This window comes from Piscinibacter sp. PDB1-1 (assembly GCF_056675995.1).
Genome location: NZ_JBWVZJ010000001.1, coordinates 122,878 through 141,978, shown reverse-complemented (window position 1 = coordinate 141,978; position 19,101 = coordinate 122,878). Strand labels below are relative to the sequence as shown.

The 19,101-nt window shown below is 65.6% G+C and carries 16 protein-coding genes; 10 read left to right on the top strand and 6 right to left on the bottom strand.

Features of this window, described 5'->3' with window-relative positions:
• Window positions 1-9: 9 nt before the first annotated feature.
• Together AC1KAR_RS00625 and fabI are read right to left on the bottom strand one after the other, a co-directional pair.
• Window positions 10-615 carry a DUF2239 family protein gene (locus AC1KAR_RS00625; RefSeq protein ID WP_480313715.1) on the bottom strand — a complete coding sequence of 202 codons (606 nt, stop codon included), beginning with the start codon at window positions 613-615 and terminating at the stop codon, window positions 10-12.
• 56 nt (window positions 616-671) lie between these two features.
• Window positions 672-1,454 (bottom strand): enoyl-ACP reductase FabI, encoded by a 783-nt coding sequence (gene fabI, locus AC1KAR_RS00620; RefSeq protein WP_480317697.1) that lies wholly within the window; start codon window positions 1,452-1,454, stop codon window positions 672-674.
• A gap of 317 nt (window positions 1,455-1,771) precedes the next feature.
• On the opposite strand from fabI, the gene rimP reads away from it, so the two are divergent.
• The 9 genes from rimP to AC1KAR_RS00575 all read left to right on the top strand — a co-directional run bounded on the left by rimP (window position 1,772) and on the right by AC1KAR_RS00575 (window position 12,762).
• Window positions 1,772-2,311: a ribosome maturation factor RimP gene (rimP, locus tag AC1KAR_RS00615; protein WP_480313714.1), complete on the top strand. Its 540-nt coding sequence runs from the start codon at window positions 1,772-1,774 to the stop codon at window positions 2,309-2,311.
• Complete coding sequence (gene nusA / locus AC1KAR_RS00610) at window positions 2,308-3,786, top strand: transcription termination factor NusA (protein ID WP_480313713.1); 1,479 nt, start codon at window positions 2,308-2,310, stop codon at window positions 3,784-3,786. The genes rimP and nusA overlap by 4 nt, the downstream gene beginning before the upstream one ends.
• A 67-nt stretch (window positions 3,787-3,853) precedes the next feature.
• Window positions 3,854-6,694, top strand: coding sequence for a translation initiation factor IF-2 (gene infB, locus AC1KAR_RS00605; protein ID WP_480313711.1), 2,841 nt, complete (start codon window positions 3,854-3,856; stop codon window positions 6,692-6,694).
• A gap of 81 nt (window positions 6,695-6,775) precedes the next feature.
• On the top strand, window positions 6,776-7,141 hold the full coding sequence (gene rbfA / locus AC1KAR_RS00600; RefSeq protein WP_480313709.1) for a 30S ribosome-binding factor RbfA: 366 nt from the start codon (window positions 6,776-6,778) through the stop codon (window positions 7,139-7,141).
• Window positions 7,116-8,099, top strand: a complete 984-nt coding sequence (truB, locus tag AC1KAR_RS00595) for a tRNA pseudouridine(55) synthase TruB (protein WP_480313707.1) — start codon at window positions 7,116-7,118, stop codon at window positions 8,097-8,099. Before rbfA ends, truB begins: the two co-directional genes overlap by 26 nt.
• Complete coding sequence (gene typA, locus AC1KAR_RS00590; protein WP_480313705.1) at window positions 8,096-9,925, top strand: translational GTPase TypA; 1,830 nt, start codon at window positions 8,096-8,098, stop codon at window positions 9,923-9,925. The genes truB and typA overlap by 4 nt, the downstream gene beginning before the upstream one ends.
• Before the next feature lie 17 nt (window positions 9,926-9,942).
• A complete protein-coding gene (locus AC1KAR_RS00585) occupies window positions 9,943-10,842 on the top strand; it encodes a DMT family transporter (RefSeq protein ID WP_480313703.1) in 900 nt (299 codons plus the stop codon).
• Window positions 10,843-10,845: 3 nt separating this feature from the next.
• Window positions 10,846-11,934, top strand: coding sequence for an enoyl-CoA hydratase/isomerase family protein (locus tag AC1KAR_RS00580; RefSeq protein WP_480313701.1), 1,089 nt, complete (start codon window positions 10,846-10,848; stop codon window positions 11,932-11,934).
• Between the two features lie 78 nt (window positions 11,935-12,012).
• Window positions 12,013-12,762, top strand: coding sequence for an esterase/lipase family protein (locus tag AC1KAR_RS00575; RefSeq protein WP_480313699.1), 750 nt, complete (start codon window positions 12,013-12,015; stop codon window positions 12,760-12,762).
• A 30-nt stretch (window positions 12,763-12,792) separates the two neighbouring features.
• Here AC1KAR_RS00575 and AC1KAR_RS00570 read toward each other — a convergent pair whose 3' ends face one another.
• Complete coding sequence (locus AC1KAR_RS00570) at window positions 12,793-14,265, bottom strand: sensor histidine kinase (RefSeq protein WP_480313697.1); 1,473 nt, start codon at window positions 14,263-14,265, stop codon at window positions 12,793-12,795.
• 116 nt (window positions 14,266-14,381) lie between these two features.
• Window positions 14,382-15,476: a mechanosensitive ion channel family protein gene (locus tag AC1KAR_RS00565; protein WP_480313695.1), complete on the bottom strand. Its 1,095-nt coding sequence runs from the start codon at window positions 15,474-15,476 to the stop codon at window positions 14,382-14,384.
• Window positions 15,477-15,596: 120 nt separating this feature from the next.
• Here AC1KAR_RS00565 and dusA point away from each other — a divergent pair, with 120 nt between their 5' ends.
• Window positions 15,597-16,616, top strand: coding sequence for a tRNA dihydrouridine(20/20a) synthase DusA (gene dusA / locus AC1KAR_RS00560; RefSeq protein ID WP_480313693.1), 1,020 nt, complete (start codon window positions 15,597-15,599; stop codon window positions 16,614-16,616).
• A gap of 4 nt (window positions 16,617-16,620) precedes the next feature.
• On the opposite strand, the gene AC1KAR_RS00555 is transcribed toward dusA, so the two are convergent.
• Both AC1KAR_RS00555 and AC1KAR_RS00550 read right to left on the bottom strand, forming a co-directional pair.
• Window positions 16,621-17,547: a DMT family transporter gene (locus AC1KAR_RS00555; protein WP_480313691.1), complete on the bottom strand. Its 927-nt coding sequence runs from the start codon at window positions 17,545-17,547 to the stop codon at window positions 16,621-16,623.
• Window positions 17,540-19,036 carry an aldehyde dehydrogenase gene (locus AC1KAR_RS00550; RefSeq protein ID WP_480313689.1) on the bottom strand — a complete coding sequence of 499 codons (1,497 nt, stop codon included), beginning with the start codon at window positions 19,034-19,036 and terminating at the stop codon, window positions 17,540-17,542. The genes AC1KAR_RS00555 and AC1KAR_RS00550 overlap by 8 nt, the downstream gene beginning before the upstream one ends.
• Between the last annotated feature and the right edge of the window lie 65 nt (window positions 19,037-19,101).

The window sequence follows — 19,101 nt, the reverse complement described above, 5'->3', positions numbered from 1 at the left end:
GAGCTGCGCTCAGTCGGCAGCGAACGACGGGCCCGCCAGAGCAACGGCGTGCCGGGCGACGTCCAAGGGCCAGGTGGTGGTGATCGATTCGAAGCGCTGCTGGTCTGCGGCGAAGAGCGCTCGCGTGGCCTCTTCGAAGCCCGCAAACGAGCTGGCCAGAGCCGACATGAAGCGGTAAGCAGCATCGCGTGCCGCGCGGCGAGCGTCGCTGCTGGCATGAGCGCGGCGGGCTTCTTCGACCAGCTTGCGCAGTGCGACAGAGGCACCGCCAGGTTGATCCGCAAGCCACTCCCAGTGACGCGGAAGCAGGGTGACTTCACGCGCGACCACGCCGAGGCGAGGGCGACCGCGGGAGCGGGGCGCGGTCTCGTCAGCGGTGGGTTCGGCTGCGGGTGCTGGTTCGAGGGCCGGTGGATACCGAGCCGCGACATCGGCCTCGCTTCCCTGGGTGTCGATCTCTATCAGTGCGCTCGTTCGGGCGTCAACGATCAGGATGGGGCCATGGTCGCTACGCTTGACAGCTGCTTTGACAGCGACTGCGACGACGCCGAGTGGGCCCGCTGCGATCTGGTTTGTGCCTTCGAAGGCGAGGGCCTGGGTGGGCGCGGTGTTCATTCCCTAATTATATCCGGGTGAAATAAATTCACCCGGATAAATTGCAACGAACCCGACTACTCCGTCAAACCGCCCAGTGCCGTCTGGCTGAAACCGCCATCGACGTAGGTGATCTCGGACGTGATGCCGGCGGCCAAGTCAGAAAGCAGAAAGGCCGCGGCATTGCCGACGTCGTCGATCGTCACGTTGCGACCCAGCGGTGACTGCGCGGTCATCTCGAGCATCTTGCCGAAACCCTTGATGCCGGACGCCGCCAGCGTCTTGATCGGGCCGGCCGAGATGCCGTTCACCCGCACGCCCTTGGGCCCGAGGCCGGCGGCCAGATAACGCACGCTCGCTTCGAGCGACGCCTTGGCGAGACCCATGGTGTTGTAGCTGGGCATGCTGCGCAAGGCTCCCAGGTAGGTCAGCGTCAGCAGCGCGCTGCCGGGGCGAAGCAAGGGCAGGGCCGCCTTGGCCATCGCGGGGAAACTGTAGGACGAGATATCGTGTGCGATCCGAAAGTTCTCGCGGCTCAGGCCGTCGAGAAAATTGCCAGCGATCGCCTCGCGCGGCGCGAAGCCGATCGAGTGCACGAAGCCGTCGAATTGCGGCCAGACCTGACCAAGCTGCTCGAACAGGGCCGCGATCTGGGCGTCATCACCGACGTCACAGTCGTACACCAGCTTGGAATCGAACTCCGCGGCGAATTCGCCAATGCGATCCTTGAAGCGCTCGCCCACATAACTGAACGCGAGTTCCGCCCCTTCGCGTCGGCATGCCTTCGCAATGCCGTAGGCAATGGAGCGATTGGAAAGGACGCCGGTAATAAGAAAGCGTTTGCCGGCCAGGAATCCCATACTGTCTCCGCGCTGTAGTGAAAAATGAGGCGTGATTCTGGCACGCTGCCTGTTCTGAGAGGCCCGCGTACCTTGCCACCAGCGCTGTTTCATGCTGGCTTGACAAACCCAGGGGTTGCCGGTAATTCCTGCCCGCGCTACAATGCGTTTTTCGCAAGAAAACTGCATGGGCGGATTCTTCCAGCCCTTTTTTTTTGCTTGATCGACTTTGCAGTGGTGCCTTGAGCCGGCTTTTGACCGGCGCACGGAACGAGCAGGCCTGAGCAAGCTGAGCAGGACTGAAGGCGCAAGCCAAGGCAAGTAGGCGACAGCAAAGCGTGAACTGGCAAACCGTAGTTGAGAACACCGTGACCGGTCTCGGTTACGACCTCGTGGACTGTGAACGCAGCCCCAAGGGGCTGCTTCGCGTGTACATCGATCGCGTGGCGAATGATCCGGCAGGTGAGTACATCGTGGTCGAAGACTGCGAGAAGGTCACACGCCAGCTTCAACACGTGCTCGAGGTCGAGGGTTGCGCCTACGAGCGTCTGGAGGTTTCGTCTCCAGGCCTGGATCGCCCGCTGAAGAAGCTGGCCGACTACCAGCGCTTTGTGGGCCAAGAGATTGAATTGGGTCTCAAGTTGGCCTTTCAGGGCCGCAAGCATTACCGCGGTGTCCTGGAGGCCCTGCCTGAGGGTTGGCGCCTCGTCTTCAATGACGGCAAGGCCGATCAGGCACTGGATTTTTCGCTCGAAGAAGTAAAGGAGGCCCGTTTGGTGCCTGTGGTGGACTTCAAAGGCCGGCGCTTTCAGCCTGTCGAACCATCGCAAGGCGACGCACCTGCGGGCAGTGACGTTGACGGAGATCACAAGCAATGAATCGTGAACTGCTGATGCTGGTGGACGCCATCTCGCGCGAAAAGAGCGTGGATCGCGAAGTCGTGTTCAATGCGGTCGAGGCCGCGCTCGCCTCGGCCAGCAAGAAATTGCATGGCGGCGAGGTCGACATCCGCGTCACCATCGACCGAGAGAACGGCGAGTACGACACTTTCCGCCGCTGGCACGTGGTGCCCAACGAGGCTGGCCTGCAATTGCCGGATTCGGAGATCCTCTTGTTCGAAGCGCAAGAGCAGATCTCGGATATCGAAGTCGACGACTACATCGAAGAACCGGTCGAATCCGTCACCATCGGCCGCATCGGTGCGCAGGCCGCCAAGCAGGTCATCCTGCAGAAGATTCGCGATGCGGAGCGCGAGCAGCTCCTGACCGATTTCCTGTCGCGCGGTGACAAGATCTTTGTCGGCACAGTCAAGCGCCTCGACAAGGGCGACGTGATCGTTGAATCCGGTCGTGTCGAAGGGCGCCTCAAGCGCAGCGAAATGATCCCGAAGGAAAACCTGCGTTCGGGCGACCGCGTGCGTGCCTTCATCGCCGAAGTCGACCCGACGCTGCGTGGCCCGCAGATCGTGCTGTCGCGCAGCGCTCCGGGTTTCATGATCGAACTCTTCGCGCAAGAGGTGCCGGAGATCGAACAAGGTCTGCTCGAGATCAAGTCCTGCGCTCGCGACCCGGGCTCGCGCGCCAAGATTGCCGTCGTCTCCCACGACAAGCGTGTCGATCCGATCGGCACCTGCGTTGGCGTGCGAGGTTCGCGCGTCAATGCCGTCACGAACGAACTGGCGGGCGAGCGTGTGGACATCGTGCTGTGGTCCGAAGATCCGGCCCAGTTCGTGATCGGCGCGCTGGCTCCGGCCAATGTGCAGTCGATCGTGGTGGACGAAGAGCGCCATGCCATGGACGTGGTGGTCGACGAGGAGAACCTCGCAATCGCCATCGGCCGCGGTGGCCAGAACGTGCGTCTCGCTTCCGAGATGACCGGCTGGCGCATCAACATCATGACGGCCGAGGAATCGCAGGCCAAGCAGAACGAAGAGTCGGATTCCATCCGCACCTTGTTCGTCGACAAGCTTGACGTAGATACCGAGGTGGCCGACATCCTGATCGCCGAAGGTTTCAGCAGTCTCGAAGAAGTGGCCTACGTGCCCATGCAGGAGATGCTGGAGATCGAAGGCTTTGACGAAGACACGGTCAATGAACTGCGCACCCGCGCAAAGGATGCGCTGTTGACGATGGAGATCGCGCGTGAGGAAAAGGTCGACGACGTGTCGCAGAACCTGCGCGACCTTGAAGGTCTGACGCCCGCGCTGATCGCCAAGCTGACGGACGGCGGTGTGCACACGCGTGACGATCTTGCCGATCTGGCCGTCGACGAACTGACCGAGCTCACTGGCGTGGGCGAAGAAGAAGCCATGGCGCTGATCATGAAGGCGCGCGAGCACTGGTTCACCACCTGAGCCCTCGGCCATCTGAATCGAACCCGTACCGCAGCACCGCAAGCTAAATAAGCAAGGAATATCCACAATGGCTGTGACCACCGTCGCCCAGTTCGCCGCCGAGCTCAACCGCTCTGCCGCGGCACTGCTCGAACAGCTCCAGTCGGCCGGCGTCGCCAAGAAGTCGACCGACGACGCGCTGACCGAGTCCGACAAGGAGCGGCTGCTCGACTTCCTGCGCACTGCGCACGGAACGGGGGCGGGCACCGAGCGCAAGAAGATCACGTTGACCCGCAAGTCGACGAGCGAGATCAAGCAGGCGGACGCCAGCGGCAAGGCGCGGACGATCCAGGTCGAGGTGCGCAAGAAGCGCACCTTCGTCAAGCGTGACGACACGGTCGCGGACGAACCGGCCGAACCGGTGATCAGCGAGGAAGAACTGCAGCGACGCCAAGATGAGGCCCAGGCCCAGGCCGAACTACTGCGCCGTCAGGAAGAAGAGCTGGCCGAGAAGCGCCGCCTGCGTGAAGAGCAGGAGCAGCGCGAGCGCGAGGCGGCCGAAGCCCGTCAGCGCGAAGCTGCTGAAGCCGCGGCCAAGGCTGCTGCCGAGGCGGCCGCTGCTGCTGCCGCTGCACCCAAAGCGGACCCGAAGGCAGCGCCGGCTGAGGCCGCCGCACCAGCGCCCGTGGCGCCACCCGCCGAGCCTGCGAAGCCGGCACTGCGCGTCATCAAGGCTGCCGACGTGGTCGACGAAGAAAAGCAGCGCGCTGCCGACCTCGCCAAGCGCCGCAAGGCTGCCGAGGATGAGGCGCAAGCCATTCGCGCGATGATGAACGCGCCCAAGCGCGTGCTGCAGGCCAAGAAGGACGAGCCGCCCAAGCCCGCCGAGGGCGCCAAGGAAGGGATCAAGGGCACGATTCACAAGCCCACGGCCGCGCCGGGTGCGGCGCCTTCGTCGACCGCGGCCAAGCCAGGCGACAAGAAGTCGATCAAATCCGAGAAGCTGTCGTCCAGTTGGGCCGATGACGCCGCCAAGAAGCGTGCGGTCAAGGGGCGCACCGACGCGCCTGGCGGTGCCAGTGCGCGCCCCGGTTGGCGTGCGCCGCGCAGCGGCCGTCGCGGTGATCGTGGCGACAACTCGCATTCCACATTCGTCGCGCCGGTCGAGCAGCAAGTGCAAGAGGTGCATGTGCCCGAGACCATCAGCGTGGCCGATCTGGCGCACAAGATGTCGGTCAAGGCCTCCGAGGTGATCAAGCAGTTGATGAAGCTGGGCCAGATGGTCACCATCAACCAGCAGCTCGATCAGGAGACCGCCATGATCCTCGTCGAAGAGATGGGGCACAAGGCATTTGCCGCGAAGCTGGACGACCCGGAAGCCTTCCTGGAAGACGAGTCCGTCGAGTCCGCACACGAGGTGCTGCCGCGCGCACCAGTCGTGACCGTGATGGGCCACGTCGACCATGGCAAGACCTCGCTGCTCGACTACATTCGTCGTGCGCGGGTGGCCGCGGGCGAAGCCGGCGGCATCACCCAGCACATCGGTGCGTACCACGTGGACACCCCGCGGGGCATGATCACCTTCCTTGACACGCCAGGTCACGCGGCCTTTACGGCGATGCGTGCGCGCGGCGCCAAGGCGACCGACATCGTGATCCTGGTGGTGGCTGCCGACGACGGCGTGATGCCGCAAACCAAGGAGGCGATTCACCATGCCAAGGCGGCGGGCGTGCCCATCGTCGTGGCGATGAACAAGATCGACAAGCCCGAAGCCAACCCTGAGCGCGTGAAGAGCGAATTGGTGGCCGAAGAAGTCGTGCCGGAAGAGTTCGGTGGCGATTCTCCGTTCGTGCCCGTGTCGGCCAAGACCGGCCAAGGCATCGATGATCTGCTCGAGCAGGTTCTGCTGCAGGCCGAAGTGCTCGAACTCACTGCTGCCAAGGATGCCCCAGCCAAGGGCCTCGTGATCGAAGCCCAGCTCGACAAGGGCCGTGGCCCGGTCGCGACCGTGCTGGTCCAGTCGGGCACGCTCAAGCGCGGCGATGTCGTGCTTGCCGGATCGACCTACGGCCGCGTGCGCGCGATGCTGGACGAGAACGGCAAGCCGTGCCTCGAAGCCGGCCCGTCATTGCCGGTCGAGATCCAGGGCCTGACCGATGTGCCGCAAGCAGGTGACGAGTTCATGGTGCTGAGCGACGAGCGCCGCGCCCGCGAAATTGCCACCTTCCGCCAAGGCAAGTACCGCGACGTGAAGCTGGCCAAGCAGCAGGCCGCCAAGCTGGAGAACATGTTCGAGAACATGGGCGAAGGCCAGGCGCAGACGCTGCCGCTCATCATCAAGGCCGATGTGCAGGGGTCGCAGGAAGCGCTCTCGCAGTCGCTGCTCAAGCTGTCGACCGCTGAGGTCAAGGTGCAGATCGTGCACGGTGCCGTCGGTGGCATCAGCGAATCGGACATCAACCTGGCGATTGCCTCCAAGGCAGTCATCATCGGTTTCAACACCCGAGCCGATGCCGGCGCGCGCAAGCTGGCCGAGAACAACGGCGTCGACATTCGTTACTACAACATCATCTATGACGCAGTGGATGACGTGAAGGCGGCGATGTCGGGCATGTTGGCTCCCGAGCAGCGCGAAGAGGTCATCGGTACCGCCGAAATCCGCACCGTGTTCGTGGCGTCGAAGATCGGCACGGTCGCCGGTTCGATGGTCACGGCCGGTATCGTGCGCCGCAACGCACGCTTCCGCCTGTTGCGCGAGAACGTGGTGGTCTACACCGGCGAGGTCGAGTCGGTGCGCCGCATCAAGGACGACGTCCGCGAGGTCGCAGCCGGGTTCGAATGCGGTATCAAGCTGAAGAACTACAACGACATCAAGGAAGGCGATCAGCTCGAGTTCTTCGAATTGAAGGAAGTGGCCCGAACGCTGTAAGGCGGATTTGCCCACGGTCGCAAACCCCGCCCTCCCAAAAGACGGCGGGGTTTGTGCTTGTAGGCGGCGAGAAGGAACCTCATGCGACACAAGCGCTCCATCCCCAACCGTGGCTTTCGAGTGGCCGACCAGATCCAGCGCGATCTGGCCGAGCTGATCCGCGAGCTCAAAGATCCGCGCGTCGGCATGGTGACGCTCCAGGCTGTCGAGGTGTCGCCTGACTACGCCCACGCCAAGGTGTTCTTCTCGGTGTTGGTGGGTGACGTCGAGGAAACGGAGCTTGCGCTCAACGAGGCCGCAGGGTTCCTGCGCAACGGGCTCTTCAAGCGTCTGCAGATCCACACGGTGCCGACGCTGCACTTCAGTTTCGATCGCACGACCGAGCGCGCCGCGGAGTTGAGCGCGCTGATCCAGCAGGCCAATGCGACACGCGCCAAGGAAGACTGAGATCGTGAAGACCGATCGTGTTCGCATCCCCAGGCGTGCCGTACACGGCGTGTTGTTGCTCGACAAGCCGCTGGGCCTGTCGAGCAACGACGCGCTGCAGAAGGCCAAGCGCCTGTACCGTGCCGAGAAGGCAGGGCACACCGGCACCCTCGACCCCCTTGCCACCGGCCTGTTGCCGCTGTGCTTCGGTGCTGCGACGAAGTTCTCGCAGGTGAGCCTGGACGCTGACAAGACCTACCGCGCGACCCTGATGCTGGGCGCCAAGACCAGTACCGGCGACGCCGAAGGCGAGGTTCTCCAGATTCGCGAGGTGCAGGTCACGCTTGAGCAGATCGAGGCGGCTTGCGGCCGATACACCGGCCCGATCGCCCAGGTGCCACCGATGTACTCGGCGCTCAAGCGTGACGGCAAGGCGCTTTACGAGTACGCGCGGGCGGGGGTCGAAGTCGAACGCGAGGCCCGGCAGGTCACGATTCACAGCATCGACATCATCGATTGGCAGCATGACGCGCTGACGATCGACGTGCGTTGCAGCAAGGGCACCTACATCCGTACGCTCGCCGAAGACATTGGCGAGGCACTTGGCTGCGGCGCCCACCTCAGTGCGCTGCGCCGCATGGCGAGCGGCCCGCTGACACTGGCCGGAGCTTGCACGCTGGAGCAACTCGCCGACATGAGCGAGCCCGAGCGTGACAGCAAGCTGATGCGCGCCGACACGCTGCTGGCCGATTGGCCGGTGGTGCGGCTCGATGACGAAGGCGCCGGCCGGTTCCTGAGCGGCGTGCGCCGCCGGTTGCCGCTGGCCGACGCGCCGTGTGTGCGTGTCTATGGACCCCAGCCGCGCGCCTTTCTGGGCAGCGGCCATATCGCCGGTGGCGAACTCATTTCAACCAGGCTGCTGAGCCCGATCGAGGTGCAAGGCCTCCTGACCACAGAAACTGCAGAGAGCAAGGTATGACCCGTCAGATTCGCAACATCGCCATCATCGCCCACGTCGACCATGGCAAGACCACCATGGTGGACCAACTGCTTCGCCAGTCGGGCACCTTCGCCGAACACGAGAAGGTGGTCGACACCGTGATGGACAACAACGCCATCGAACGCGAGCGGGGCATCACCATCCTGGCCAAGAACTGCGCGGTCAGCTGGGAAGGCACGCACATCAACATCGTCGACACCCCGGGCCACGCGGACTTCGGTGGCGAAGTGGAGCGCGCGCTCTCCATGGTCGACGGCGTCGTGCTGCTGATCGACGCGCAAGAAGGCCCGATGCCGCAGACGCGCTTCGTGACCAAGAAGGCGCTGGCCCTCGGCCTGAAGCCGATCGTCGTGGTCAACAAGGTCGACAAACCCGGCGCGAAGCCTGACGCGGTCATCAACGCCGCCTTCGACCTGTTCGACAAGCTCGGCGCGAGTGACGAGCAGCTCGACTTTCCGGTCGTCTACGCCTCGGGCATCAACGGATGGTCTTCGCTGACCGAAGGCGAACCCGGCGCGCAATGGGGCCCCGACATGTCGGCCCTCTTCAACACCGTCCTGAAGCATGTGCCGCCCAACAGCGGTGACCCGCAAGCTCCGCTGCAACTGCAGATCTCCGCGCTCGACTTCTCCACCTTCGTTGGCCGCATCGGCGTGGGCCGCATCAGCCAGGGGACGATCAAGCCGTCGATGGACGTGATGGTGATGGAAGGCCCGGACGGCAAGTCGCTCAAGGGGCGCATCAACCAGGTGCTGACCTTCCAGGGCCTCGACCGCGTTCAGGCGGCCGAAGCCGGCCCCGGTGACATCGTGCTGATCAACGGCATCGAGGACATCGGCATCGGCGTGACGATCACCAGCGTCACCGAGCCTTCGCCGCTGCCCATGCTGAAGGTCGACGAGCCCACGCTGACCATGAATTTCTGCGTCAACACCAGCCCGCTGGCCGGCCGCGAAGGCAAGTACGTGACCAGCCGCCAGATCTGGGACCGCCTGCAGAAGGAGCTCCAGCACAACGTGGCACTGCGCGTGCGCGAAACCGGTGAAGACGGCATTTTCGAAGTGTCGGGCCGCGGCGAACTGCACCTGACCATCCTGCTGGAGAACATGCGCCGTGAAGGCTACGAGCTGGCCGTGTCCAAGCCGCGCGTCGTCTTCCGCGAGATCAACGGCGAGCGTTGCGAGCCGATCGAGCTGGTCACGGCCGACATCGAAGAAGGCCACCAGGGCGGCGTGATGCAGGCCATGGGCGAACGCAAGGGCGAACTCGTGAACATGGAGCCGGACGGCCGTGGCCGCGTGCGCCTGGAGTACCGCATTCCTGCGCGCGGCCTGATCGGCTTCGCCAACGAGTTCATGAACCTGACGCGCGGTTCGGGCCTCATCAGCAACATCTTCGACGGCTACGAGCCGCACAAGGGTGAGATCGGCGGGCGCAAGAACGGCGTGCTGATCTCGATGGACGACGGGGAGATCTTCACCTACGCGCTGGGCAAGCTCGACGACCGCGGCCGCATGTTCGTGAAGCCGAATGACCCGGTGTACGAAGGCATGATCGTCGGCATCCACAGCCGCGACAACGATCTGGTCGTGAACGCAACGCGCACCAAGCAGCTCACGAACTTCCGTGTTTCCGGCAAGGAAGACGCGATCAAGATCACGCCGCCGATCGACCTCACGCTGGAATACGGCGTCGAGTTCATCGACGACGACGAGCTCGTCGAGATCACGCCCAAGAGCATCCGCGTGCGCAAGCGCCACCTGAAGGAACACGATCGCAAGCGCGCCTCGCGCGAAGCGGCTTGATCCACCGGGGGTGAGTCATGCGGCTGACCCACGGCCGCGCCGCTGCGCTCATGGTGCTGGTGACGCTCCTCTGGAGCGTTGCGGGCGTCGTGGCGCGGCACCTCGATTCAGCGCGCAGCTTCGAAGTCACCTTCTGGCGCAGCGCCTTCAACGCGCTTGCCCTCGGCGCGGCCCTGCATTGGATGCGCGGCCCCGCCATCTGGCGCCGCATTGCGAGAGCCCGCTGGCCGGTCTCGGTCTCGGGCCTGTGCTGGTCGGTGATGTTCACCGCGTTCATGGTGGCCATCACGCTCACGACGGTGGCCAACGTGCTGATCACCATGGCGCTCGGGCCGTTGATCACGGCACTCTTTTCCCGGATCTTCTTGCGCAAGCCGCTGGCGTGGCGCACCTGGGCCGCGATCGTGGTGGCGGGCCTGGGCATTGCCTGGATGTTCGGGCACGGTGCGCGTGCCGGTGATGCGCAGTCATTGATCGGCACGCTGGTCGCCTTGGCGGTGCCTGTGGCGGCGGCCATCAACTGGACGGTGCTGCAGCATGTCGGGCATGGTGAACGCGAGGAAGGGCAGGACATGCTGCCCGCCGTGCTCATCGGCGCGGCAATCTCTGCCCTCGTCACGCTCCCGTTGGCGGCTCCGTTTCGAGCCAGTGCCAGCGATCTGGGGTTGCTTGCGCTGCTGGGCGTCTTCCAGCTTGCGGTGCCCTGCATGCTGGTCGTGCGGCTCAGCCGCGTGCTGCCGGCACCCGAACTCGCACTGCTCGGCTTGCTGGAGGTGATCTTCGGTGTGCTGTGGGCCTGGTGGTTCGCCGGCGAAGCCCCAGGTGCCACGGCCCTGACCGGCGGCGCACTGGTCATCGGCGCATTGGTGGCCAATGAACTGGTTGCCCTGCGCGTGACGCAGCGGAAGAGGGCTTGAGCCATGAGTGTGCTGAGCGCGTTGCGAGGCAACCTGGGCGTCATCACGCTCGACAGGCCTCAGGCCTTGAATGCGCTGTCGCTGCCGATGGTGTGCGACATCACCGCGGCCTTGCTGGAGTGGCGTGACGACGCACAGGTGACTGCGGTGCTTTTGCGGGGTGCGGGCCGTGAAGGCAAGGCGCCTGCCTTCTGCGCGGGCGGCGACATCCGCTTCTTTCACCAGGCCGCGCTGGCAGGTGATGCGGCACTGGACGACTTCTTCACCGAGGAGTACCGCCTCAATCATCTTCTTCACAACTACCCCAAGCCGACCATCTCTCTGATGGACGGCGTCACCATGGGTGGCGGCATGGGGCTGGCGCAAGCAAGCAGCCTGCGTGTGGCCACGGAGCACAGCAAACTGGCCATGCCCGAGACCCAGATCGGGCTGTTTCCGGATGTCGGGGGCGGCTGGTTCCTGTCTCGCTGCCCCGGCCGCGTGGGTGAATTTCTCGCGCTGACCGGTCAGGTGCTGGGCGCGGGCGACGCGATCGGGTGGGGCCTGGCCGATGTGTACCTGCCCAGTGTGATGCTGCCGACCTTGGTCGAGTCCTTGGCCGACCAGCCAATGGAGAGCGGCGCGCAGGCGCTTGCCACGGTGAAGGCGAGGGGGCTTACGCCGCCGGCGGGTGAGTTCGAGGCGGGGCACCGCGATCTCATCGACACCCACTTCGCACAGGAAACGGCCTTGCAGATCGTCCGCGCGCTTGAATCCGACCGTGAGCCCTTCGCCAGACATGTCGCGGCCCAGTTGCGCAAGCGCTCCCCCTTGATGCTCGAAGTCACCCTGAGGCAGATTCGCGCGGCGCGCATGATGGTACTGGCGGACGAGCTGCGCATGGAGCGCGACATGGTGCGCCACTGCTTTCATCTGCGCCCCGGTCGCGCTGGCGAGACCGTGGAAGGTATCCGGGCCCTCGCCATCGACAAGGACCATCAGCCACGCTGGAATCCCGCGCGGCTGGAGGACGTGAGGGCCGAAGACGTGGCCGCCTTCTTTACCAGCCCCTGGCCCGCGGCTGCCCATCCCCTGCGCAATCTAGACCGCTAGCTCCACCAACCAGTCATACCCGCTGGGTACCATCGGGCCGTGTATTCCATCCGGCCTGACGTCGAGGCCCGACACCCCATGACCGCCGAACCCAAGGCACCCAATGCCTTGCTTATGCTTCTGGAAGGCCGCGCCCCATGGGAGCTGGCTGCGATGATGGCGTCCACCCCCTGGCTGAACAAGTTGCCGGCTGGCGACGGCCACCCCGTCCTGGTCTACCCCGGTCTCGGCGCGCCGGACGTGACGACCTTTCCGCTGCGCAACTTCCTGCGAGCGCACGGTTACGAGGCCTACACCTGGGAGCAGGGTTTCAACCTCGGCCCGCGCGAAGGCGTGCTCGACGGCTGCCGGGCGCGGGCGGAAGAGATTTTCGCCAAGCATGGCGAACCGGTCAGCCTGGTGGGCTGGAGCCTGGGTGGCATCTACGCGCGCGAGGTGGCGAAGATGCTGCCTGACGTGTCGCGCTGCGTGGTCACGCTCGGCACGCCCTTCGGCGGCCACCCGCGCGCCAACAACGCGTGGTGGCTGTACGAACTGGTGAGCGGCCAGAAACTCGACGACGACACGCTCATGGCCGAGGTGCGCAAGGCGCCGAGCGTGCCTACCACCTCGATCTATTCACGCACCGATGGGGTGGTGTCATGGCGGTGCAGCCTCAACGAGCCTGCACCGCACACCGAGAACATCGCGGTCCAGTCCAGCCACTTCGGCATGGGAATGAACCCGCTCGCGCTCTACGCGCTGGCCGATCGGCTTGCGCAGAAGCCCGGGGGGTGGCGACGTTTCGACGTCGATGGCCGGCGCAAGTGGTTCTTCAAGGTCAACTGATTCACCCATGGTGTTCACACGCCCGACGCCTCAACGCCCGAGCGTGAACCAGAAGGTCGCACCGGCTCCGGGCCTGCCTTCGGCCCATACGCGCCCGCCGTGGCGCTCGACGATGCGCCGCACGATCGACAGCCCGATGCCGTTGTGAGACAGGCGCGCGTCGTGGAGCCGGCGAAACGGCTTGAACAGATCTTCGCCGCGTGCAGGGTCGAAGCCCGGGCCGTCATCGCTCACGTAGAAGGCGTTCTCGCCATCACGCTGGCGGTTGCCGACGCGCACCGTACCCGGAGCCTGCGGCCCCGATGCAGCAAAGCGCGCCGCGTTGCCGATCAGGTTGACGAACACCTGGCGCAGGAGATCGGCGTCACCCAGTACCTGGGGCAGAGCGTCGACCTGCAGATGTACCTGCTTCAGGTCGCGGCTACTCTCGGGCGTGAGTTCGAGTTGCCGCACGGCTGCATTCACCGCGTCGCGCAGTGCGAGCGGGCCGCGCTCGAACTCCACGCTGTTCACGCGCGACAGCGTGAGCAGGTCTTGCACCATGGCTTGCAGCCGCTGCGCCTGGTCGCTCACGGCGCCCATCAGTTCGCGTGAGCGCGTGGCATCGCCTTCGTCCAGCGCCTCGGTGGCGAATTGCGCCAGGCCGGCCAGGCCGGCGAGCGGACCACGCAAGTCGTGCGACACGTTGCGGGTGAAGGACTCCAGCCCCTCGATCATGGTCTGCAGCTCGCCCGTTCGGCTCTCTACGCGCTGCTCCAGGCTGCCGTTGAGTTCGCGCAGCGCCACTTCGGCCTGCAGGCGCAGTTGAAGCTCGTTCTCGACGCGCCGGCACGCTCGCATCAGGCTCACCACGAGGATGGTGATGCCCACCACCGTGGCAGGAAAGGCCACAAGGTAGGCCAACTCCACGCGCTGCTTGGCCAGGGGGAAGAACAGGGTGGCCAGCAGCACGATGGGATAGGTGGCAAATGCCGCGGCAATCCATGCGTGGCCGGCGTGCGGCTCGCGGCGCGAAGCACGCCACGACATGCCAGCACACCACGCCATCGCTGCCCCGAGCACGAGGTACACCGCCATGCCGTCGGTCGGATTCGCACCCAGGTAGAACCACAGCGCCGTGCCGGTGGCGAGCGACGCGGACAGGGTGATCAGCACACGACGCCGGCTGGCGTTGCCGATGTAGTCATCGAGCGCGCAGACGTTGAGCGCGAGCAGCGCGATCGCCACGGCGACCGAGGCGAAGGGCACGGCCGTGCCGGTGAACAACGCGGCGGGGTGCGCGAAGTACCAGCCCGGCGCGGCCAGTGCGTAGCGCAGCGAGAAGAGCCGCAGCGCGCGCCGGTCGGTGGCATACGACGCGAGCCATTGGGCGGCTGCGATCACCAGCATCACCGTGCCGGTCACCACCGCGAAGGACTCGAACGCATCCATGTGCGCGAGCCAGACGCTGGCGTTCAACGGAATGTCTGGGTCGGCAAGGGCGCCGGACGGGGCAGTGGGCATGGGTAAGGGCAGGGCGGGCCTGCAGGGCCCCGGGAATTCTCACCCGCCCGCACGGGCTTATGCCTGCTGGCTCCCCCTGAAACGCAGGGCCGGTGTGGCGAGAACGATGAAGCGGATCACTCCGGGGAAGGCGCAAGGCCCGTGACAGCGCCCTGGTCGCCGGGCGTGACCTGCAGGCCATCCATCTCGGCGCGCATGCGCGGCAGGGCCTGGCCGTGCTCGCGCTGGATGTAGTTGATGAGCCCCTCGCGCAGTTCGCAGCGCAAGTCGAAGTTGGTGCCGGATGCCACCGAACTCACGAGAATGCGCAGCTGCATCGCGCGGTCGGTGGTGTCGGTCACCTGGACCACGCACACGCGCTTGTCCCAGTTGGGCGATGCCTCGCACATGCGGCGTGCCTCAGCGCGGATGGCTTCGACCGGCAGCGTGTAGTCGACCCACAGGAACACGGTGCCGAGGATGTCCGCACTGCGCCGCGTCCAGTTCTGGAACGGGTGCTCAATGAACCACGACAGCGGCACGATCAGGCGGCGCTCGTCCCAGATCTTGATGACGACGTAGGTGGCGGTGATCTCCTCCACCCGGCCCCATTCGCCTTCGACGATCACGACATCATCGATCCGAATGGGCTGGGCGAGCGCGATCTGCATGCCCGCAAGCAGATTGCTGAAGACCGATCGCGCTGCGATACCGGCCACCAGACCGACCACCCCGGCCGATGCCAGCAGGCTCACGCCGAGTTGCCGAGCCTTCGGGAACGTCATCAGGATGAAGGCGACCCCCGCGAAGAGCGTGAGGCCGACCGCCATGCGCGCCAGCATGCGGGTCTGGGTCTGGATGCGGCGGGCGGCGAGGTTGTCTGCCGTGTCTGAGGGGTGTCGGGCCACCACACCGTCGCTTACTCCGCGGATGACCGAGGCGATGAGCCATGTGGCCGCCGCGATGATCACGACCCCGGTCAGGTGCTCCACTTGCGCCAGCCCTTTCAGGTCTTCCGGCATCCCCTGCAGGGCAACTTGCCAGGCCAGCAGGGGCACCAGCCACTGCAGGGGCTTGTCGCACCGCCTGGTGATCGCACTCAGCAGCAAGGAATGGCTGCTGAGCCGCACGACGATGGGCCGCGTGATGCGATGCGCAATTTGTGCGGCAAGAACTATCGCGACGGCGAGAAGGGCTAGGTGCCACCAAGGGGGCAAGGCGCTGAGGTTCATGGCGAGCGTTCGTGAGTGATCTGTGACGTGCAATCGGCAGGCCCGATAAAAGCTGGGTACACGCGGATATTTCCGGGACGGGGCGCTCGGGTCCAGTGCCTGGGACAATACCGGCCTTCCATGGTTCCCTTGACGCTTGCCGTGCAAAGCACTGAAACCCCGCCGGTCTCTCCGTGGCGCCTCTCCGTTGCCCCGATGATGGATTGGACTGACAGGCACTGCCGCTACTTCCACCGCCTGCTGACCCGCCACACGCGCCTCTACACCGAGATGGTGACCACCGGCGCGCTGCTTCATGGGGACGTGCCGCGGCATCTCGACTTCAACGCCGAGGAGCACCCGGTGGCCTTGCAACTCGGAGGCAGCGAGCCCGGTGACCTGGCGCATTGCGCGAAGCTGGCCGAGCAGTGGGGCTATGACGAAGTCAACCTCAACTGCGGTTGCCCGAGCGAGCGCGTGCAGCGCGGCGCGTTCGGCGCCTGCCTCATGAACGAAGCCCCGCTCGTGGCCGACAGCGTGAAGGCCATGCGCGATGCGACTTCTCTGCCCGTGACGGTGAAGCACCGCATCGGCATCGACCAGATCGAGCACTTCGAATTCGTGCGTGACTTCGTGGGCACGGTGGCCGAGGCCGGGTGCGAGGTGTTCATCGTGCATGCCCGCAATGCGTGGCTCAAGGGCCTGAGCCCGAAGGAGAACCGCGAGATCCCGCCGCTGCGGTACGACACGGTGTACCGGCTGAAGCGCGAGTTCCCGTCGCTCACCATCGTGATCAATGGCGGCGTGACCACCAATGCCGAGGTCGACGAGCATCTCCGGCACATCGACGGCGTGATGCTCGGGCGCGAGGCCTATCACAACCCCTGGGTGATGGCCGAGTGGGATGCGCAGTTCTTCGGTGACGAGCACAGCGCGCCCGACCGCGACGCCGTGGAAGCCGCGATGGTGGCCTACATGCAGCGCGGCGCAGATGCCGGCGAGCCGTGGTCACGCGTGGCGCGGCACATGCTCGGGCTGCGCCACGGCCTGCCCGGTGCGCGCCGGTGGCGGCAGGTGTGGTCCGACCACCGCTTGAAGGGTGAGGCCCCCGAACTCGTGAGCCGCCTGGCGCGTGGGCTGGTATCGGCGCAGGCGGCGTAGGGGTTCAGCGTGCGTTGACGGCCAGCGGCGCGCGCGCCGGCCACGTGGCGAGCACCACGCCAGCCAGTGCCAGCCCGAAGGCGGCCACCTGAACGTCGCTGAAGCGTTCGCCGAGAAAGGCCACGCCAACCGCGGCAGCGCTTACCGGCAAGAGCACAGTGAAGATCCCCGCCGACGAGGCCGGCACATGCCGCAGCCCGGTCATCCACAGCCACACGGTCACCATGCTCGCGGCCAGCGAGTAGAAGAGTAGCAGCGTCCAGGTCGTGGGAGTGACAGCGGCGAAGTCGTAATGCCACGCCTGCCACAGACCGAATGGCGTCACCAGCAACAGCCCCCACAGGTTGACGAGCGCGCTGATGCGCTTGGCCGAGACCTGCCCGGTGAGCTTCTTGCCGATCACGACGTAGCTCGCCTCGCAGGTGACGGCACCGCACAGCAGCAGATTGCCCAGGAGCGAGGTCTGCGCGGAGCCATCGTCGTGCCGTGTCAGCGAGACCAGTGCGATGCCGCCAACGGCACATGCGATGCCACAGGCCACGCGACGGGTGATGCGCTCGTGCAGCAGGGCCCAGGACAGCAAGGCGACCATGCCCGGCAAGGCGGCCATGATGACGCCAGCCGCGAGTGCCGATGTCATCGACACGCCGTACAGCATGCAGATCGAGAACAGGAAGTTGCCCAGGAATGACTCGAAGAACAGCAACAAGCGGGCATGGCGGCTGAGAGGTGCCTCGCCTGGCGCGCGCTTCACCCAGCCCGCCATGGCGACCGCGCCGATGCCAAAGCGCAGCCATGCAAGCAGAAAGACCGGGAACACCAGCACCAGCAGCTTGGAGAACCCCACGTAGCTGCCCACCAGGGCCATGCTGCTGCCCAGGCACAGAAAGGCCAGCCAGGGCGCGTGACGCGTCGGGAAGGCCTCAGCCATCGATGCGGATCCAGGTCGTCTTCAGCTCCGTGTACTTGTCGAAGGCGTGCAGTGATTTGTCGCGCCCGTTGCCGCTTTGCTTGTAGCCGCCGAAGGGCACGGTGATGTCGTCCTCGTCGTATTGGTTGACATGCACGGTGCCGGCGCGCAGCGCGCGTGCCACGCGGTGGGCGCGGTTGATGTTGCTGCTCCAGACACTCGCTTGCAGGCCGTAGCTTGACTCGTTGGCGAGCGCGATGGCGTCTTCTTCTGTCTTGAAGCGGATCACCGAGAGCACCGGGCCGAAGATCTCTTCGCGTGCAATGCGCATGCCGTTGCTGACCGAATCGAATACGGTGGGCTCCACGAAGTAGCCGCCGCTCTCGGCGCGTGCCTGCCGCCCGCCGACGGCGAGGCGTGCGCCTTCGTCGCGGCCGGATTCGATGTAGCCGAGCACGGTGCGCAACTGGGTCTCGTCGACAAGAGCGCCCATCTCGGTGCTGGCGTCGAGCGGGTCACCCGGCTGATAGGCCGGTGCTTCGGCTGCCACGACACGCACGAACTCGTCGGCCACGCTCTCGTGCACCAGCACGCGCGAGGGCGCGTTGCACGATTCGCCCTGGTTGAAGAACATGCTGCCGGCCACCGTCTTGGCAGCGCGCGTGATGTCGTCGAAGTCGGGGAACATGAGAAACGCCGACTTGCCGCCCAGCTCGTTGTAGACCCGCTTCAGATTGCTGCGCCCGGCGTACTCGAGCATCTTGCGGCCGACCCGGGTGGAACCGGTGAAACCGATCGCGTCGACGTCCATGTGCAGCGCGAGCGCCTCGCCGGCCTCGTGGCCGAACCCCGGCACCACGTTGAACACGCCTTCGGGCAGGCCGGCGTCGAGCGCAAGTTCGGCCAGGCGCAGGGCGGTCAGCGGTGATTTCTCGCTCGGCTTGAGCACGACGGAGTTGCCAGCCGCCAGCGCCGGGCCGAGCTTCCAGGCGGCCATGATCATCGGGTAGTTCCAGGGGACCACGGCGCCGATCACGCCCATCGGCTCGCGCGTGATGAGTGCCAGGCCGCTGCGCGGCGTGGGCGCGATCTCGTCATAGACCTTGTCGACCGCCTCCCCGTACCACGCGATGCAGCGTGCGGCGGAAGGCACGTCGACCGACTGGCTGTACTTGATGGGCTTGCCCATGTCGAGCGTTTCGAGCAGGGCGAGTTCGTCTTTCGCCGCCAGGATCTTTTCAGCAAAGCGGAGCAGCACCTTCTTGCGCGCAGCCGGCGGCTGATGAGTCCAGCGCCCGTCGTCGAAGGCGCGGCGGGCGGAGGCAACGGCTGTGTCCACATCGGCCACCTGGCCCCGGGCGATCTGCGCGATGACGCGGCCGTGCAGGGGCGATGTCTTGTCGAAGGTTTCGCCGGACGCGGCTGCGGTGCGCCGGCCAGCGATCAACGCTCGCCCGTCGAGAGCAAGGGCGTCGGCCTTGGCATGCCAGTCGGGGGCGGGCGTGTTCATGGGGGTCTCCAGTGTCGGCGGCAGTCCCAAGGCTAGCCGCTGATGGAGAACCCGTGAAGCCTCAA

Excerpts from the sequence above, each read along its gene's own strand:
- AC1KAR_RS00625 (WP_480313715.1), bottom strand. The coding sequence starts at position 615 with ATGAACACCGCGCCCACCCAGGCCCTCGCCTTCGAAGGCACAAACCAG.
- fabI (WP_480317697.1), bottom strand. The coding sequence starts at position 1,454 with ATGGGATTCCTGGCCGGCAAACGCTTTCTTATTACCGGCGTCCTTTCC.
- nusA (WP_480313713.1), top strand. The coding sequence starts at position 2,308 with ATGAATCGTGAACTGCTGATGCTGGTGGACGCCATCTCGCGCGAAAAG.
- infB (WP_480313711.1), top strand. The coding sequence starts at position 3,854 with ATGGCTGTGACCACCGTCGCCCAGTTCGCCGCCGAGCTCAACCGCTCT.
- rbfA (WP_480313709.1), top strand. The coding sequence starts at position 6,776 with ATGCGACACAAGCGCTCCATCCCCAACCGTGGCTTTCGAGTGGCCGAC.
- truB (WP_480313707.1), top strand. The coding sequence starts at position 7,116 with ATGCGACACGCGCCAAGGAAGACTGAGATCGTGAAGACCGATCGTGTT.
- typA (WP_480313705.1), top strand. The coding sequence starts at position 8,096 with ATGACCCGTCAGATTCGCAACATCGCCATCATCGCCCACGTCGACCAT.
- AC1KAR_RS00585 (WP_480313703.1), top strand. The coding sequence starts at position 9,943 with ATGCGGCTGACCCACGGCCGCGCCGCTGCGCTCATGGTGCTGGTGACG.
- AC1KAR_RS00580 (WP_480313701.1), top strand. The coding sequence starts at position 10,846 with ATGAGTGTGCTGAGCGCGTTGCGAGGCAACCTGGGCGTCATCACGCTC.
- AC1KAR_RS00575 (WP_480313699.1), top strand. The coding sequence starts at position 12,013 with ATGACCGCCGAACCCAAGGCACCCAATGCCTTGCTTATGCTTCTGGAA.
- AC1KAR_RS00570 (WP_480313697.1), bottom strand. The coding sequence starts at position 14,265 with ATGCCCACTGCCCCGTCCGGCGCCCTTGCCGACCCAGACATTCCGTTG.
- AC1KAR_RS00565 (WP_480313695.1), bottom strand. The coding sequence starts at position 15,476 with ATGAACCTCAGCGCCTTGCCCCCTTGGTGGCACCTAGCCCTTCTCGCC.
- dusA (WP_480313693.1), top strand. The coding sequence starts at position 15,597 with ATGGTTCCCTTGACGCTTGCCGTGCAAAGCACTGAAACCCCGCCGGTC.
- AC1KAR_RS00555 (WP_480313691.1), bottom strand. The coding sequence starts at position 17,547 with ATGGCTGAGGCCTTCCCGACGCGTCACGCGCCCTGGCTGGCCTTTCTG.
- AC1KAR_RS00550 (WP_480313689.1), bottom strand. The coding sequence starts at position 19,036 with ATGAACACGCCCGCCCCCGACTGGCATGCCAAGGCCGACGCCCTTGCT.